Genomic DNA, 15,459 nt, shown 5'->3' on the forward strand with positions numbered 1-15,459 from the left:
CGGCGGGCGGCTCGTACGACCGTTGCCCGTGTCATCGCCCTGTCAATCAACAATGTAACTGACATCAGCCACCGTCCTCATGGCCGGCGGACCGCAATCGTGGATTTACGCATATGAAGCAGATCGAGGCCTTCACGCTCGGCAAGAAATTCGGCCATCCCGAGTTGAACGAAGACAGCATGGTCATCATGCCGGACCTCGGTTATGCGGTGATCGACGGTGTCACCGATCGCAACGGGACCCGCTACGGTGGCATGCTTTCAGGCCGCTTCGCCTCGCGCACCGTCAAGCGTGCTCTCGAACAGTTCCTGCTCGGTCGCAACGACCCCGATCAGCGTCACCTGACTTATGAGGGGCCGGAATGGCTGATGCGTTACCTCACAAATGCCATTCGTCGTGGTTACGAAGACAACAATGCGCTCGCAGCGGCAAAGTCGGATTGGAAGGTTCGCGCTGGTTGCACGCTGATGATCGCCTTCTACGACGGAGATTTCCTGCAGGTCGTGGCCGCCGGTGACAGCGGCATACGCATCAACGGTTCCGACGTGGTGCAGCCGCTGAAGCCGCTGGACGATGTCACAGCGATCCTGCGCCGGGAGGCCTGGCGCGTTTTCGAAGCGAAGGGTGTCGGGGTCAAGGATCGCGACCGGATGTCGGGCCTCTTTACATGGCAGGGGACACAACACCAGCCGCCCGGCTCCGAGACGGGCGATCCGGGCCTGATCGAGACGATCGAGAAACAGGCGCTCGAAGCAGCCCGCCAGCACCTTCCGACCGTGCCTGATTATGAACTGCTCGAACTCATCCAGCATGGCATCGCCCATGGTCAGGGCAATTTTCAGAATGTCACAGATCGTGTGCTTGGATATGGGGGTCTCGACGGGTTCGACATCGCATCCCAATATATCGTGACGCGGCGTCTTCCAATCTCTGAAATTGACACGATAGAGTTATTCTCTGATGGATATTTCGAGATGGGGGCAGAATTCGGCATAGCCTCCTGGGAAGCAGCCTTTCAACGGGTAGAAGAGGAAGATCCTCACAAGATCGGCCGGTACATGAGCGTAAAGGGAACCACGGATATCCAGCTGACCGACGATCGAACGTATATTGGTGTCAGGTTGCGATGAGCGGTGTGGCCTCTCCGGGTTCGGAACAATCAGAAGACAGTGGTGATAGCCCCCGTCGCACTGAGCGGCAGGCGGCGATCCTTGAATCCGTCCGAAAGAACGGCGCAGCATCGGTCGGTGACCTTGCGAGGGAATTCGGCGTCACCCAGCAGACCATCCGCCGCGACCTGAAAAGCCTCAACGACAGCGGTCTGCTGCAAAAGGGTTTCGGGGGTGCATTTGCATCGCCGGGCGTGCCGCATTTTGTCCGCGGCGAACGGCAGAACCTGCTCGTTTCGGTAAAGAGGCGACTTGTCCAGGCGCTTGAGCAGTTCATCCAGCCGAATACAACGATGTTTATCGGCCTCGGCACGACCTTCGATTCGCTTTACGAAATTCTCGCCCGGCATCCGGGTGTCTTCATCGCGACGCCCAATCTCGAAGTTGCCTATAGCTGTGCCATGAAGACGGAGGCTTCCGTCTATATCTATGGCGGCTATGTACGCAGCAAGGACCCGACCATCCTGACTGTGCCGGACGAGAGCCGCAATCGCTTCAAGTTCGATATCGCCGTGCTGGGTGCGAGCGCGATTGATGAAGACGGAGCGGTTCTGGAGTTCGATCCGCTGGAAATCGAGCTCGTGCAAGCGATCCTGCCGCATTCGCGCCAGGTCATTCTTGTGGCCCACGACGAAAAGTTCGGCAAGCGCGCCCCACACAGGGTGACGAACCTCGGGTCGATCGACGTGCTGATCACCAATAGCGGCGCACTGGAGAAGCTCACGCCGACGGCAATACCCGACGCGCTGAAGATCGTGTCAATCGAATAGCCGCGGCCATTACGAAAGCAGGCCCGTCAAAGCATAGAAGATCGCGGCAATCAGTGCCGCAGCCGGCATGGTGACAATCCAAGCGATGACGATGTTGCCGGCTAAGCCCCAGCGGACCGCCGAGACGCGCCTTGCGGCGCCGACGCCGACGATGGCCCCAGTGATCGTGTGCGTCGTCGAGACCGGAATTCCGAGCCAGGTCGCCCCGAACAGGGTCAGCGCCCCGCCGGTCTCGGCGCAGAAGCCCTGCATGGGGTTGAGCCGGGTGATCTTCGATCCCATCGTATGGACGATGCGCCAGCCGCCGAACAGCGTGCCGATCGCCATGGCCGCCTGGCAGGAGATCACCACCCAGAAGGGCACATAGAAGGTACTTCCGAGATGCCCCTGGCTGTAGAGCAGCACGGCGATGATGCCCATCGTCTTCTGGGCGTCGTTGCCGCCATGGCCGAGAGAGTAGAGCGAGGCGGAGACGAACTGCAGGATCCGGAACGTGCTGTCCACTGCAAACGGGGTCTGCCGGACGAACAGCCAAGAAACGAAAAGCACGAGCATCAGCGCCAGGAAGAAGCCGATCGCCGGCGACAGGAAGATTGCCCCCACGGTCTTCAAGAGGCCGGACCAGACGATCGAGTTGAAGCCGACCTTCGCAAGGCCTGCTCCGACTAGCCCGCCGACAAGCGCATGCGACGAACTCGACGGAATGCCGAAGATCCAGGTCACGATGTTCCAGATAATCGCGCCCATCAGCGCCGCAAAAATCAGCTGCGGCGAGACGATCGCCGGATCGATGATGCCGGTTCCCAGCGTTTCCGCAACGTGCAGGCCGAAGAACATGAAGGCGATGAAGTTGAAGAAGGCCGCCCAGGCGACGGCAAACTGCGGCCGCAGCACGCGCGTGGAGACGATGGTGGCGATCGAGTTTGCAGCGTCATGCAGGCCGTTCAGGAAATCGAAGAACAGCGCTACGGCAATCAGGCCGACCAGCAGCGGCAGGGCAAGCGACGCATCCATCAGACGTTCTCGATGACGATGCCGCTGATCTCGTTGGCGACATCCTCGAAGCGGTCGACGACCTTTTCGAGCTCGCCATAGATCTCACTGCCGATCATGTAGGCCATCGCGTCGCCGCCGGCGCGGTGGCGCTGGAAGAGATCCTTGAGGCCCAGGTCGTGAAGCTCGTCGGAGCGGCCTTCGACCCGGGTGACCTCTTCGGCAATGGAGGAGAGACGCTGCGCGTTGGCACTGAGCTTGTCGAGCAACGGAATGGCCTCCGCCAAAAGATTGGCCGCCTTGACGATCTCGCCGCCCATCTGCTGCATCAGCGGGTCGAAGCTCGACTGCTCGAACAGCCGGATCGTCTTGACGGTTTTGTGCATCATGTCGATCGCATCGTCCATCGACTGGATCAGATCCTTGATGTCGCCGCGATCGAAGGGCGTGATAAAGCTGCGCCGCACCGCAAGCAGGACCTCGTGGGTAATATCGTCGGCTTCGTTCTCGTATTTGACGATTAGATCGCAGTTTTTTTGAACGTCGACCCCTTTAAGGAGTTGATCGAGTGCATGAGCGGCGGCGACTACCGTCTTCGAATGCCTGGTAAACATGTCGAAGAACTTGTCTTCCCTCGGCATCAGCTTTCGAAAAATGCTCATCATGTGCTGCGATCCCGTCCTGCCTTGGCTGTAATAAATCTGTCATAAACGCGCTCACACAGTTGACGCAACAGGGAAATTCCTTCGTTACATCGATATGAAACCTCCGAAAAAAAGCGAGAAATCCAAGCCAGGCAAATCGAAGCCCCTGCTCAGGCAACTCGCAGGAGTGCCTGACAAACTTTTCGCCGGCGCGTTTCGCCAGCAATACGGTGCGCTCTGCTTTCGGCGCCGCAGCGATGGAACCGGGATCGAGATACTGGTGATCACGTCGCGCGACAGCGGGCGTTGGGTCATCCCCAAGGGGTGGCCGATGAAGGGAAAGAAGCCGTATGAGGCCGCAGCCATCGAGGCTTGGGAAGAGGCGGGGGTGCGCGGGACGGCGAAGAAGAAGCCGGTTGGCAGCTATACCTACCTGAAGGAACTTGATAATGGTGACGTTGCCCCCTGCGTCGTCGACGTCTTTCAAGTGGAAGTCGACGCGGTGAAGGCGCAGTTCAAGGAGCGCGGACAGCGTATCCTCGAATGGGTGAGCCCCGACGAGGCGGCGCGCCGGGTGCGTGAAGTGGAGTTGAAGTCGCTGCTCGTCGAATTCCAGCTGCGCGGCAGTGTGAAGCGCGCTCCGTAAATCGGCAGAGTGGCAAAGGTTGATGCGTCTCGCGCGGTGATATGTGGCCCGGCGCCCGAGGCGCAGGGTTTCAGGCGGTGACTATCGACATGCGCCGCGTCCGGAAGGGCTCGAGCAGCTCTGCCGGGCAGCCTTTCTCTACAATCAGGCCAACGACCTGCTCCAGGGCGATCACATCATGGGCGGAGACGGCGCCGAGTTTTTCCCTTGAAGCGAGCAGGACGGTTTCGGCGGACTGCCGGCTGATGGCTCTCTTGATGGCGGCTTCCTCACGGTCGCCTGTTGTCAGTTCGTGTTCTATATGGATACCCGTTATGCCCATGAAGTAGATATCGGCCCGGATGTGGGAAATGCCTTCGATTGCGACGGCGCCGACAGCGACGTTCGAATGCTTGTAGATGCGGCCGCCCACCAGTTCGACCTCGACGGCGGGATTGTCGAGCAGGGCGACGGCGACATCCGGGCTATGCGTCGCGACGGTCGCCCGCAGTTCCAGCGGCAACGCCCGGGCGACGGCGACGGCCGTCGTTCCGCCATCGAGGAAACTGATCTGGCCGTTCCTGATCATCGCCGCGGCGGCCTTGGCGATGGCGACCTTATCGTCAACGGCCACCTTTCGGCGTGTCGATAGATCAGCCAGTGCTTTTGAGGCAGGCAGCGCACCGCCGTGAACGCGCTGCAGCAGTCCTTCCCCCGCAAGTTCCCGCAGGTCGCGGCGGATCGTATCCTCGGGAATCGCCCGCCGCCTGCTCGACTATGCCGGCCCGGAGGAGCGGATCCGTGCGGAAGTTGAGGAGGAAACAGGCTTCACGGTGACGGAGGTGCGCCAGATCTTCGACGCCTTCATGAGTCCGGGCTCCGTGACGGAACGGCTGCATTTCTTCGTAGCCGCCTATTCAGCCGCGGACAGGACATCTCAATTAGGCGGTAATGCGGAGGAAGGCGAGGATATCGAGCGCCTCGAACCGACGATCGACGAGGCGCTGGACATGATCCGAGATGGCCGCATCCGCGACGGCAAGACCATCATCCTACTGTAATACGCCGCCCTGTATCTGTTCGGGGCGGCCAAAGCTGCCTGATGGGCTATGCCTCTTGGCGCCGCGAGGACCGCGACGTCATGATCGGCGAGAACCTTGAGCTCCTCCAGGAGATCGCTGCGAACTCCGACAATATCGACTACGGCAAAATGGTGAACGTCCACAACGGCAGTGAGGAAGGCACCACAGGCTTTACCAAGCGCGGCATTAAAAGACTCAAGAGTTCCTTGCCGAGATCAGATCATGGACCGGAGGTGTCCAAGAATTCCTGAAGCATGAAAACTGCGATCCAGATATGATCGAACGCGTCATGGCTGATGAGGCCAGGCTACCCGCGTCAGACATGGGCGGGATATAGGGCAAGCTCTCGACACGCGGCAGAGATCTCACCGCTAGTCGCTCAAGACTAAACAGCCGGCGCCTTCAAATGAGCAGATCAAGTCGCCTGATGAAGATTGTAACATAGCGGTTTATGATCCGCTTGACCAAATGAGAGCGTCCAGGCCCCACATTACGGGCTCTCGTCTGCGGCCTTTTTCAAAATCTCGATATGCTCGCTACAAACGATGCTTACGGGTTCAAGAAGAACGGATGTTCGTTCCCCGAGCCACTTCAGTGCATCTGCACTGATCTCGTAGTGCTTCGAATACCGCGCTTTGACATAGGCCTCATTGAGCGTGTTGAACCACGCGCGTTCTCGATGCTGGCGCGGGGGAACGCCTCGGCAAGACGGTGATCCTGCCCCTCTGCTAAGGAGCGCAGAAACTTGATGTTGTGAGAGGGAGGGCCGTAATTCGTAAGGGTCAGCAGCACACATGCATACGCTTGCTCGAGCGCTTGGTGAAGCTCGAAAGCTGACACACGGAGTTCATCTTCGCTAAGGCACGTTCTGGCAATCTTCAGAAAGTCTGTGCAAGCGGTAAGCGATCGGCTAAAAAAGCCGTTGCCACGCGAAGCTGATCTAGTTGCGATAGCGACTTGGGCTCCGCTAGCGGCTCGTCGTCGAGCTCGTAGAGAACAATGCCTTCCTTGCGGATGTCGGAGAAGAAATATTGTTCTTCTTTCAGGTAGGTGTTCACCTCCAGCCGTGAGTGGACAATGAGGCTCACAGGGGTTTCGATCGACTTTTCGCGAATCAGCCGATCAGCCGCTTTGTACCAGTAGGTCGCGAAATCGCAGAGCCGACGTTCGTTGACAATGATCAGCAGATCAAAGTCGGAACGGTATCCCTTCATCGTGAACGGCTCGTCGACCCATCCGCCCTTGGCGTACGATCCGAACAGGGATGATCTTCAGGATACGGCCGCGCTTTTTGAACTGGGCGGTGCCCTTCTGCAAGGCATCTTCGAACTCCTCGTGGATAATTTCTAGCACGCGGTCCAGTTCGCGCTGCTTGTGGGGAGGGATGTGATCATGGGACGTTTTCATTGCCAAGCGGTAAGCTAGTGCTGCGGATTCGTCTACTCGCAGAATTGCTAGTTTTGCCCGCGGTTCGTAAGCCGGTGGATGAGGTGCCTGTAAATCTTCAAACTCAGTTGGGCAGTATTCGCATTCTAGCCTGGTGCTCTATCTTCATTTACTCTAGACAGATAACTCGTTTGCAGCGGTTGGGGTCGATACACGGGTCACGGCGGCTCGTCGTTTCATTGGTTTTCCGGCAGACACCTGTGTTGGAAGAATTGCTGGCGTGCGTCACATGGCATCAGCGGCGCTCCATGTATCGCGTCGTCTGCAGTGACGAAATCATTATCCCCATGTGCTTCACACCGCTGAGGAATGGCTTGACGTTTTTTCAACCAGCTAGGCTGAATAAGTGGCAGGCATCGGCGGGTCGGCGGTTCGACTGCCTTTAAGACCTTCATATTTGAGGGGTTGTCCTGGGCGCTGATAGGTATGTCGGGGCGAGGTGCTCAATGTTGCGTGGTGGCTTGCTTCTTCATCTCGGTCATCCGGCTGATTTCGTCTCGAATGAGCGCGAGCGACCGCTGGCCGATTCCAGGCACCTCCAACAACTGCTCGTCAGAGAGAACGGCAATCACACTCATTCTCTTGATGCCGCTTTGTCTCAGCACGCGAACAACCCACTGCGGCAGACCGCTCCTTATTACCAGATCGGACGGTCGGGCCGCCGGCTCTTTCTCCCAATGATACCGTCGCTTCGGCATATGTGCCTCGTTGTCGTTCGCCGCTCAAAAAACTACGATGACGGCTGACAGTTCCGCAGCTTCAAAACGGCCGCTGGATTTTATTTCCAGCGGAGTTCATGGTTGGTAGGGGTTGGCATAAATCTGGTCAATAACTTCGGCGACACGAACAAGGTGTTCGGCCTCCGGATCGAAGCCCCGGTTCCTGACAAGCTGCCGCGCCCAGGCGGTTGCCGCGCGTCCGCCCCACTCGTCCGGTTGATCCGCAAGCTGCTCCGTAACGGTCCCGGAGAAGCGTTGGGCGACAAAATCGTAAAAAGACCCTCCGACGTTACGCATAGCCGCTCCGCCAGCGGTGCCGTAGAAGCTCGCATCGATGATACAGTCTTGCCCGGCGTGCAAACGCCAGGAGCATGCCAGCCGAACGACAGCGCCGGTCGCAAGAAGAAGTGTCGCCACGGCATAGTCCTCAACCTCTTCCGGTGCGTTGGACAACGGCCGCCCTCGCGCCAACAAGTTGCTCGTGACCTTGATTACGTCAGGGAAATCAAGTGCCCAAAGAGCTAGGTCAATCAGATGTACGCCAAGATCGATGACACATCCGCCACCGGATAGCTTCTTGTCGTAGAACCATGGCTTGTCCGGTCCATAGGCATTGTGGAACGTCAGGTCGATAGCGCTCACCTGACCTAGATGCTGCGCCTTAAGCAACGCCTTGATCCGTTGCATTGCTTCAGTATGCCGATAGGAGAGGTCTACTCCGATAACGCGATCTGCCGTTCTGGCGGCCTCGACTACAGCCTTAACCTCCCTCGCCGTGCGGCCTAACGGCTTCTGGCAAAAAACCGCCACCCCGGCATTGAGTGCTCGAATAGTTTGTTCGGCATGTTGGGCGCTCGGCGTAGCGATAACGACGCCATCCAAGTCGAGTGCTAGCAGCTCATCCAGGTCGGAAAGCAGCTTGGCCTGCGGCGCAGCCTTGGTTGCCGCTTGCACCATTTCAGGAGAGGGATCGGCAATCGCAGCAGCTTCCACGAGCCCAGTGGCGAGCATGGCCTCCATGCGATGGCGGCCAATCCAGCCAACTCCCAGGAAACCGACGCGTGCGGGCCGAGTAATTGGCTCCCCTTGATCCGGTATTATGATACTATTCATGGGTTGACCACCAGTGCCTTTATAAAATTGTCGGGACGGTCACGTGTATCGTCGAGGGCTTGGTCGAGCTGAGCCAGAGGATAGCGATGCGTGTAGAGCGAAGAGGGATCCAGACGCCCTTCAACCACGGCGTCGACCGCGTCGCGGATGCCCTGGATATATATGGCAGGATCGCGTTCATGAGCATTGACAACGTTGAAGCCGCGCCAATTCCAAAGCTGCATGTTGACTTGCCGGGGACCGTCCTGATGGTAGCCGGCAACGATAAGGCGGCCGTGCTCCATGGTCAGTTCGCCGGCCAAGTCCAGGGGCCATTGCATACCTACTGCCTCAATCACCCTCTCGCAGAAGCGCCCCTCCGTGAGGGTTTTAACTTCTTCAATGATGCGCCAATGATCGTCGAGCAGGATCGTTTCGGCAGCACCCATCCGCTTTGCCGCTTTGAGTGACTCCTCACGCCGGGAGATAGCAATGACGCGGGCTCCCGCCTTAGCGGCAAGCTGGGTCAGCATTGCACCGAGAAAGCCAATGCCGACGATGGCCACCGTTTGTCCGGCGCGGATTTCCGAGCGCTTGAAGATGTTCATTGCGCAGCCGAGCGGTTCTCCGGGAAAGGGTTTATCGTCCAGCGCCGGGGGAAGTGGCACGACCATGTCCGCCGGAGCATAATCGTGGCTCGCATATGCGTGGTAGCTTAAGACAGCAACCCGATCGCCGATTTTCAACCCGTTGACCCCTGCGCCCAACGCGTCGATTCGTCCCCACCCCTCGTGGCCAAGCCCGCCCGGCTCCGTTGGAAATTGCATCCAGTCCGGCCCTGCCCAAGGCGTCAAGTTCGAGGCGCAGACGCCGCATCCCTCGAGGCGCACTCGCACTTGCCCAGCCTTCGGTTCTTCGAGAGCCATGTTTCGAAGTTGTATTTCGCCTGCTTTTGAAATGACAACGGCAGAAAGCTGCCCAGCAGCGACCTGGTTGGACAAATCCATGCGTTACCTCCTAGTTAGAACTCTGGGTTGATCGGTTAACAGGGAGATGCAGCGACTTCGATCAAGGCCGGGCCGCCGCCGCCCCGAACATTGACTTGCGTTTTATCGGCTCTGCCTATGGCACGGCCAAGGCTATGATGAACAAGGCCGTGGCGGATTGCGTCTTCCGGCATGAAGAGGTTCCGGAAGTCAAAAAGGTAGGGGCCTTCCATTAGGTCCGCAACCCTGGACAAGTTCATTCGGCGATAGTCATCCCATTCGGTTAAAACAACCACTGCATCGACCCCATTAACCGCTGCGTAAAGGTCGTCGTGCCATTCAACACCAGCGCCTAGCACTTTGCGGGCCGGCGCCTGGGCCTTCGGATCATGGGCACGTACGCACATGCCGGCCCGCAGGAGGATCGGGATGATCGATAGGGCGGCGGATTCCCGGACGTCGTCAGTTTCCGCCTTGAAGGCCACACCCAAGATGGCAACCGTTTTCGCGTGGCCCGTCGCGCCGAGCACCTGCAATATCCGGTGCGCCAAGTCACTTTTCCGCTTGTCGTTAAAATTGATCAGCGTTTCGATCAGTGGCTGAGGTGCGTCGAAGCGCTTGCCGGTTGCGGCGAAAGCTCGTGTGTCCTTGGGGAAGCAGGAACCACCGAAGCCAGGGCCTGTCTGCAGGAACGTCTGGCCGATGCGCCGGTCGAGACCGATTCCTTTTGCGACCGCAGTCACATCACCTCCCGCATTCTCGCAAAGGTTCGCGACGTCGTTAATGAAGCCAATCTTCAATGCCAGAAAGGCATTGGCTGCATACTTGATTAGTTCAGCGTCGATCGTACTGGTGGCGACGAAGGGAACGCCGCGCTCGATCAGGGGGCGGTAAAGTTCCTTCAAGGAATTCGCAGCACCTTCGTCGTCCGCGCCAACCACAATCCGATCCGCGTTCCTGAAGTCGGCGATGGCCGACCCTTCTCGCAAAAACTCGGGATTTGAGGCGACAGTAATACGGCGGCCAGCTCTTTTAGAAGAGATGACGTCGGCGACGGTCTTTGCCGTGCCAGCCACGACCGTCGACTTGATAACCACGACAGCACTATCGGGAAGAAATGGCGCGATGCCGCGTGCGGCAGCATCAACAAAGGACAGATCTATATCGCCATCGATTGTTGATGGAGTCCCTACAGCAAGGAAAACGAAGTCGGCGTCAGCAACCGATGCGCCGATGTCGGCGGAAAAGCGTAGCCGCCCCGCTTTGCGGCCCTCGATGATCAGTTCCGCCAGGCCGGGCTCATAAATCGGCATTATTCCTTTTTCGAGATCAGCAACCCTTCCCTCATCAATATCAACACAGCAGACTTTGTAGCCAAGTGACGCGAAACAGGCGCCCGTGGTGAGACCTACATAGCCCGCACCGATCATTGCAACATTCATTCCTGCCACTCCGCCATCTTCGCAATTACATCGGTGGTCCGAACTCTGGATCCTGTGAAGAGTTCCGGATGACATTGAAGAAGATGACGTTGCATGAGTGGGCGTGACACCAGTTAGGCTGCGACGATGTCATTGATGAAGTCACTGATGTCAAAGATGTCATAGATGAAGGAACTTTTGCCGCCGCCTAAGGTTCGAACCTCATCGCATGGTTCATGCTTATCAACAAAGGAGCCTTCATGGCAAAGATTCTTGTGACCGGCGGGTGCGGCTTTATTGGCCGTCATGTCACAGAAGAACTTCTGGAACAGGGTTACGAGGTCCGTATCCTGGACGCGTTCATCGACCAAGTCCATGGCGACACAGAGGCGACTGTGGCGGAAGCGGCCGAAGTTATTCGCGGTGACGTGAGGGACAAGGGTGTCGTAGAGCAAGCGCTCTTAGGCATCGATGGTGTGGTTCATCTCGCCGCCGAAGTTGGCGTTGGCCAGTCAATGTACGAAATTGCCCGTTATGTCGGCGGCAACGATTTAGGTACGGCTGTTCTTCTCGAAGCTATGATCGACAAGCAGATCAAGCGCATTGTCGTCGCGTCATCCATGAGCGTCTATGGCGAGGGACGCTACCAGACACGCGACGGACGCTCGCTCGACTTGGTGCGGCGAAAGGCCGAGCAGATCAAAGCTGGCCGATGGGCTGCGACCGGTGCCGATGGCGAAGAACTCGTTCCGGTGCCGACCGACGAGGAAAAGCCGGTCGATCTCGCCTCTATCTACGCGCTCACCAAGTACGCCCAGGAAAAGCAGGTGCTGATCTTCGGCGAGGCCTATGGCGTTGAAGCCGTGGCGCTGCGCCTCTTCAACGTATTCGGCGCCGGCCAGGCGCTGTCAAACCCCTACACCGGCGTACTTGCCAATTTCGCGTCACGACTCTCCAATGGTCAACCGCCGATGATTTTCGAGGACGGTCGGCAGCGCCGTGATTTCGTTCATGTGCGCGATGTCGCCCGCGGCTTCCGTCTCGCGATGGAAAAGCCGGCAGCAAGTGGCCATGTCATCAATATAGGCAGTGGCCAAGCCTATACAATTGCCGAGGTCGCGACCTTCCTCGCCGAGGCTATGGGGGTCCCGGAGATCTCGCCCGACATCATGAACAAGGCGCGCTCGGGTGATATCCGCAACTGCTTTGCGGATATTTCAAAGGCGCGTGAATTGCTAGGCTTCGAGCCCCAGCACCGTCTTGAGAATTCGCTCGGTCCATTCGCGGAATGGGTCCGCAGCACCGGCGCTATCGACCGGGGGGCGGAGATGAAGCGGCAGCTGGAAGAACGAGGGCTCGTATCATGACGGAGCCTCAACCAGCCGCTGCCCGGGACCCTCGCCAATATGGTTTTGTTGAATGGTTCAGGCCAGGCGAATACGAACGAACTGAGCTCCTGCTGCCGCAAATCATCGCCAGCGGCGCAAGTTATCTCCGCACGCATCTCTCATGGGCCGAATATCTCGCGCCCGGCGGCGAGGAGTGGTTCGACTGGCTGATGCCGCATCTCGGTAGCCAGATCGACTTGCTGCCCTGCCTCCATTACACGCCGCCGTCGCTGTCCCGGACAGGACGTGCCAATGGGCCGCCGCAGGACCTGAAGTCCTATGCGGATTTTCTGGATCACGTGCTGACCCGTTATGGCAAGCATTTCACCCATGTGGAACTTTGGAACGAGCCGAATAATCTGCTCGATTGGGACTGGCGCGAGGACGCCGATTTCCTGCTGTTTTCCGAGATGGTCGGCGGCGCAGCTTATTGGGCCAAGCAACGCGGCTTTAAGCCGGTGCTGGGCGGACCTTGCCCCTTCGATCCCTACTGGTTGAACCTGATGGGAGAGCGCGGCATTCTCAACGTCGTGGACGCCGTCGGCTTCCATGGCTTCCCCGGCACGTGGGATAGCGAAGAGGGAACCTGGGGCGGCTGGGACATGCATCTCGGCGAAATGCGCCGGATTCTCGACCGCTTTAACCCCGCATCGGAGATCTGGATCACCGAAACCGGCTACTCCACCTGGCGCAGCGACGACATGGAGCAGGCCCGCCGGTTCATGAAGGCTCTGACCGTTCCGGCAGACCGCATGTACTGGTATTCCTGGCAGGATGTGGCGCCGGACGTGCCGGTCCAGGAAGGCCTGTGGTTCGACCCGCGGCACTATCACCTGGGCGCCGTCACGCACGACAACCAGCCGAAGTTGCTGGCCCGGCTACTGCTGGAAGGTGGCGTGTCTCGGCTTGAGGATGTGGCTAAGCTCGCCGCGCCGAACCTTTCCACCGGCGCCGCACCGATCTTGATCACCGGCGGCAGCGGCTTCATCGGTTCCAACCTTGCTGACAGCTTCCTCAACGACGGCGAAGACGTTGTCATCCTCGATAACCTCGGGCGTTCAGGTGTGGATCAGAACCTTGGATGGCTGACGCAGCGGCATGGCGACCGGGTTCATCCGGTGCTCGCCGACGTTCGCGACCTGCGCGGTATAGAAGCGGCGTTCACCGACGCGAAGGCCGTTTTCCACCTGGCGGCCCAGACGGCAGTGACGACTAGCCTCGTGCATCCGCTTGATGACTTCGAGGCCAACGCGCGCGGCACGATCAACGTACTCGAGTCGGTCCGCAGGGCGGGCAAGCACGCACCGGTCATCTTTGCCAGCACCAACAAAGTATATGGCGCATTGGAAGACGTTCAGATGCTTGAGCTGGACGACCGGTATGTCCCGGCCGACGAGGCGATCCGTGCACATGGGATCGGCGAAGACCGCTCGATCAACTTCTGTACCCCCTATGGATGCTCGAAGGGCGTGGCAGACCAGTACGTGCTGGATTACGCAAAGTCCTATGACCTGCCGACCGCCGTATTACGGATGAGTTGCATCTACGGCCCGCGTCAGTTCGGAACCGAGGATCAGGGCTGGGTAGCGCATTTCCTCATTCGGGCCCTGGCCGGCGAGGAGATCTCCATCTACGGCGACGGCAAGCAGGTGCGCGACATTTTGCACGTAGGCGACGCGGTTTCGGCCTATCGCGCGCTGCTTTCCGCTATCAACCAGGTCAAGGGCAAGGCCTTCAACCTCGGCGGCGGTCCCCGGAACTCGGTGAGCATCCTCAGCGTCCTGCGCGAGATCGAGAAGCTTACGGGCCGGCCGCTGAACACGCAGTTCGGCGACTGGCGCGCCGGCGACCAGTATTTCTTTGTGGCAGATACCCGAACACTGGAGAGCCAACTGGGCTGGGAGGCCAAGGTCCATTGGCGCTATGGGCTCCAGCACCTCGCAGAATGGCTGGCCGACAACCGCTTCGGCGGACGATCGGTGCTTGGGGAGGAAAAGCGGAAGGTTTCGGCATGACGATACCTAAGCGGCCCGCCGCTGTCCGTATCCTTATGACGATCGATGCGGTCGGCGGCGTCTGGCGCTATGCGATGGACCTGGCCGCGAGCCTGCAGCCCCGCGGTGTCGAGTTCCTTTTTGTCGGGCTCGGCCCCCGGCCGTCGGGTCGCCAGCAAAGGGAGGCCGCCCAGCTTGGGCATCTGCGCTGGCTCGATGCGCCGCTGGACTGGATGGTGGAAAACGAGGACGAACTTTCACGCGTGGGGCCGCAAATCGCGGACCTGGCGCGTGCGGAAGCGGTCGATCTCTTGCATCTCAACCTTCCTTCGCAGGCCGCTGCGATCGATACGGATCTGCCGGTAATCGCCATGTCTCATTCCTGCGTGGTGACCTGGTTTGCCGCGGTCCGTGGTGAAGCGGCACCAGTGGAATGGCAGTGGCACCAAGCGATCAACCGACGCGGATTCAACCGGGCGGACCTCGCGCTTGCGCCAAGCCGCAGCCATGCCCGCACGCTGGAGGAGACCTACGGGGCGATCGAAGAGCTCCATGTGGTCTATAACGCCAGCCGGTCTGAGGAGACAGCCGAGCAAAAGGATGCGATTGTCTGCGCCGCTGCCCGATGGTGGGACGATGGCAAGAACGGGCGCGTGCTCGACGAGGCTGCGGCGTTCACTGCTTGGCCTATCATGATGGCGGGACCGAACACCGGACCGGACGGCCAGACGCTGCCGATCCGTCATGCAGAACGGCTCGGCGAGCTCCCGCATGCGGATGTTATGGCGTTGATGCGTCGCTCGTCGGTCTTTGTGTCGCCTTCCGTCTACGAACCCTTCGGGCTCGCGGCGCTTGAAGCAGCGCGTGCCCATAACGCGCTCGTGCTGGCCGACATCCCCACCTACCGCGAACTCTGGGACGGGGCTGCCCTTTTCGCAAACCCCAGAGACGCAAAGGCTCTGGCCGCGGCAATCGATCGGCTTTGCCGAGATGACGATCAGCGAACACAATTGGCGGACAAGGCTGCGGAGCGCTCCAGACGCTACAACCTGCCGTCACAAGCTGAAGCCATGGCGGGTCTCTATGCGGGTCTGCTTCAACGCAATTTAACGAATTCCGCTGCGGAGTGA

At 59.2% G+C, this 15,459-nt stretch carries 14 protein-coding genes and 3 pseudogenes; 8 read left to right on the plus strand and 9 right to left on the minus strand.

All coding sequences use genetic code 11. The annotated features are described in order from the left end of the window. The first annotated feature begins 113 nt into the window (after positions 1-113). The gene (locus tag KX729_RS25795; protein WP_219745358.1) at positions 114-1,130 is read left to right on the plus strand and encodes a protein phosphatase 2C domain-containing protein; all 1,017 of its coding nucleotides are present in this window, start codon (positions 114-116) and stop codon (positions 1,128-1,130) included. Beyond that, a complete protein-coding gene (locus tag KX729_RS25800; RefSeq protein ID WP_219745359.1) occupies positions 1,127-1,939 on the plus strand; it encodes a DeoR/GlpR family DNA-binding transcription regulator in 813 nt (270 codons plus the stop codon). Before KX729_RS25795 ends, KX729_RS25800 begins: the two co-directional genes overlap by 4 nt. Positions 1,940-1,948: 9 nt before the next feature. Here KX729_RS25800 and KX729_RS25805 read toward each other — a convergent pair whose 3' ends face one another. Both KX729_RS25805 and KX729_RS25810 read right to left on the minus strand, forming a co-directional pair. Further along, positions 1,949-2,953: an inorganic phosphate transporter gene (locus KX729_RS25805; protein WP_219745360.1), complete on the minus strand. Its 1,005-nt coding sequence runs from the start codon at positions 2,951-2,953 to the stop codon at positions 1,949-1,951. Continuing rightward, a complete protein-coding gene (locus KX729_RS25810) occupies positions 2,953-3,597 on the minus strand; it encodes a DUF47 domain-containing protein (RefSeq protein WP_219745361.1) in 645 nt (214 codons plus the stop codon). Before KX729_RS25810 ends, KX729_RS25805 begins: the two co-directional genes overlap by 1 nt. A gap of 94 nt (positions 3,598-3,691) precedes the next feature. Here KX729_RS25810 and KX729_RS25815 point away from each other — a divergent pair, with 94 nt between their 5' ends. Next, positions 3,692-4,222 (plus strand): NUDIX hydrolase, encoded by a 531-nt coding sequence (locus KX729_RS25815; protein WP_219745362.1) that lies wholly within the window; start codon positions 3,692-3,694, stop codon positions 4,220-4,222. A gap of 70 nt (positions 4,223-4,292) precedes the next feature. Here the strand turns inward: KX729_RS25815 and KX729_RS25820 are convergent, their stop codons facing one another. Both KX729_RS25820 and KX729_RS34605 read right to left on the minus strand, forming a co-directional pair. Then, a complete protein-coding gene (locus KX729_RS25820) occupies positions 4,293-4,835 on the minus strand; it encodes a DeoR/GlpR family DNA-binding transcription regulator (protein WP_312992000.1) in 543 nt (180 codons plus the stop codon). A gap of 51 nt (positions 4,836-4,886) precedes the next feature. After that, a pseudogene (locus KX729_RS34605) lies at positions 4,887-4,958 on the minus strand (DeoR family transcriptional regulator); the annotation flags it as partial. A 1-nt stretch (position 4,959) separates the two neighbouring features. On the opposite strand from KX729_RS34605, the pseudogene KX729_RS25825 reads away from it, so the two are divergent. Continuing rightward, a pseudogene (locus KX729_RS25825) lies at positions 4,960-5,262 on the plus strand (NUDIX hydrolase); the annotation flags it as partial. 41 nt (positions 5,263-5,303) lie between these two features. Further along, on the plus strand, positions 5,304-5,534 hold the full coding sequence (locus KX729_RS25830; protein WP_376776067.1) for a hypothetical protein: 231 nt from the start codon (positions 5,304-5,306) through the stop codon (positions 5,532-5,534). A gap of 239 nt (positions 5,535-5,773) precedes the next feature. Here KX729_RS25830 and KX729_RS25835 read toward each other — a convergent pair. The 5 genes and pseudogenes from KX729_RS25835 to KX729_RS25855 all read right to left on the minus strand — a co-directional run bounded on the left by KX729_RS25835 (position 5,774) and on the right by KX729_RS25855 (position 10,968). Beyond that, positions 5,774-6,690, minus strand: a pseudogene (locus KX729_RS25835) (nucleotidyltransferase and HEPN domain-containing protein). 482 nt (positions 6,691-7,172) lie between these two features. Then, entirely contained in the window at positions 7,173-7,427 is a 255-nt protein-coding gene (locus KX729_RS25840) for a ComEA family DNA-binding protein (protein ID WP_219745364.1), read from the minus strand. 96 nt (positions 7,428-7,523) lie between these two features. Beyond that, positions 7,524-8,561: a Gfo/Idh/MocA family protein gene (locus KX729_RS25845; protein ID WP_219745365.1), complete on the minus strand. Its 1,038-nt coding sequence runs from the start codon at positions 8,559-8,561 to the stop codon at positions 7,524-7,526. Continuing rightward, a complete protein-coding gene (locus tag KX729_RS25850) occupies positions 8,558-9,466 on the minus strand; it encodes an MDR/zinc-dependent alcohol dehydrogenase-like family protein (RefSeq protein ID WP_376776071.1) in 909 nt (302 codons plus the stop codon). The genes KX729_RS25845 and KX729_RS25850 overlap by 4 nt, the downstream gene beginning before the upstream one ends. 116 nt (positions 9,467-9,582) lie before the next feature. Further along, positions 9,583-10,968, minus strand: a complete 1,386-nt coding sequence (locus KX729_RS25855; protein WP_219745367.1) for a UDP-glucose dehydrogenase family protein — start codon at positions 10,966-10,968, stop codon at positions 9,583-9,585. Between the two features lie 239 nt (positions 10,969-11,207). Here KX729_RS25855 and KX729_RS25860 point away from each other — a divergent pair, with 239 nt between their 5' ends. Genes KX729_RS25860 through KX729_RS25870 form a run of 3 tightly spaced genes read left to right on the plus strand, consistent with a single transcriptional unit; the run spans position 11,208 to position 15,459 of the window. Then, complete coding sequence (locus KX729_RS25860; protein WP_219745368.1) at positions 11,208-12,314, plus strand: NAD-dependent epimerase/dehydratase family protein; 1,107 nt, start codon at positions 11,208-11,210, stop codon at positions 12,312-12,314. Next, positions 12,311-14,350 carry an NAD-dependent epimerase/dehydratase family protein gene (locus tag KX729_RS25865; protein ID WP_219745430.1) on the plus strand — a complete coding sequence of 680 codons (2,040 nt, stop codon included), beginning with the start codon at positions 12,311-12,313 and terminating at the stop codon, positions 14,348-14,350. The genes KX729_RS25860 and KX729_RS25865 overlap by 4 nt, the downstream gene beginning before the upstream one ends. 35 nt (positions 14,351-14,385) lie before the next feature. Next, on the plus strand, positions 14,386-15,459 hold the full coding sequence (locus KX729_RS25870; protein ID WP_219745369.1) for a glycosyltransferase family 4 protein: 1,074 nt from the start codon (positions 14,386-14,388) through the stop codon (positions 15,457-15,459).

It is taken from the genome of Neorhizobium populisoli (assembly GCF_019430945.1).
GTDB classification, from domain to species: Bacteria; Pseudomonadota; Alphaproteobacteria; order Rhizobiales; family Rhizobiaceae; genus Neorhizobium; species Neorhizobium populisoli.

Coding starts and splice junctions, on each gene's coding strand:
- KX729_RS25795 (WP_219745358.1), top strand. CDS start 114: ATGAAGCAGATCGAGGCCTTCACGCTCGGCAAGAAATTCGGCCATCCC.
- KX729_RS25800 (WP_219745359.1), top strand. CDS start 1,127: ATGAGCGGTGTGGCCTCTCCGGGTTCGGAACAATCAGAAGACAGTGGT.
- KX729_RS25805 (WP_219745360.1), bottom strand. CDS start 2,953: ATGGATGCGTCGCTTGCCCTGCCGCTGCTGGTCGGCCTGATTGCCGTA.
- KX729_RS25810 (WP_219745361.1), bottom strand. CDS start 3,597: ATGATGAGCATTTTTCGAAAGCTGATGCCGAGGGAAGACAAGTTCTTC.
- KX729_RS25815 (WP_219745362.1), top strand. CDS start 3,692: ATGAAACCTCCGAAAAAAAGCGAGAAATCCAAGCCAGGCAAATCGAAG.
- KX729_RS25830 (WP_376776067.1), top strand. CDS start 5,304: ATGGGCTATGCCTCTTGGCGCCGCGAGGACCGCGACGTCATGATCGGC.
- KX729_RS25840 (WP_219745364.1), bottom strand. CDS start 7,427: ATGCCGAAGCGACGGTATCATTGGGAGAAAGAGCCGGCGGCCCGACCG.
- KX729_RS25845 (WP_219745365.1), bottom strand. CDS start 8,561: ATGAATAGTATCATAATACCGGATCAAGGGGAGCCAATTACTCGGCCC.
- KX729_RS25850 (WP_376776071.1), bottom strand. CDS start 9,466: ATGGCTCTCGAAGAACCGAAGGCTGGGCAAGTGCGAGTGCGCCTCGAG.
- KX729_RS25855 (WP_219745367.1), bottom strand. CDS start 10,968: ATGAATGTTGCAATGATCGGTGCGGGCTATGTAGGTCTCACCACGGGC.
- KX729_RS25860 (WP_219745368.1), top strand. CDS start 11,208: ATGGCAAAGATTCTTGTGACCGGCGGGTGCGGCTTTATTGGCCGTCAT.
- KX729_RS25865 (WP_219745430.1), top strand. CDS start 12,311: ATGACGGAGCCTCAACCAGCCGCTGCCCGGGACCCTCGCCAATATGGT.
- KX729_RS25870 (WP_219745369.1), top strand. CDS start 14,386: ATGACGATCGATGCGGTCGGCGGCGTCTGGCGCTATGCGATGGACCTG.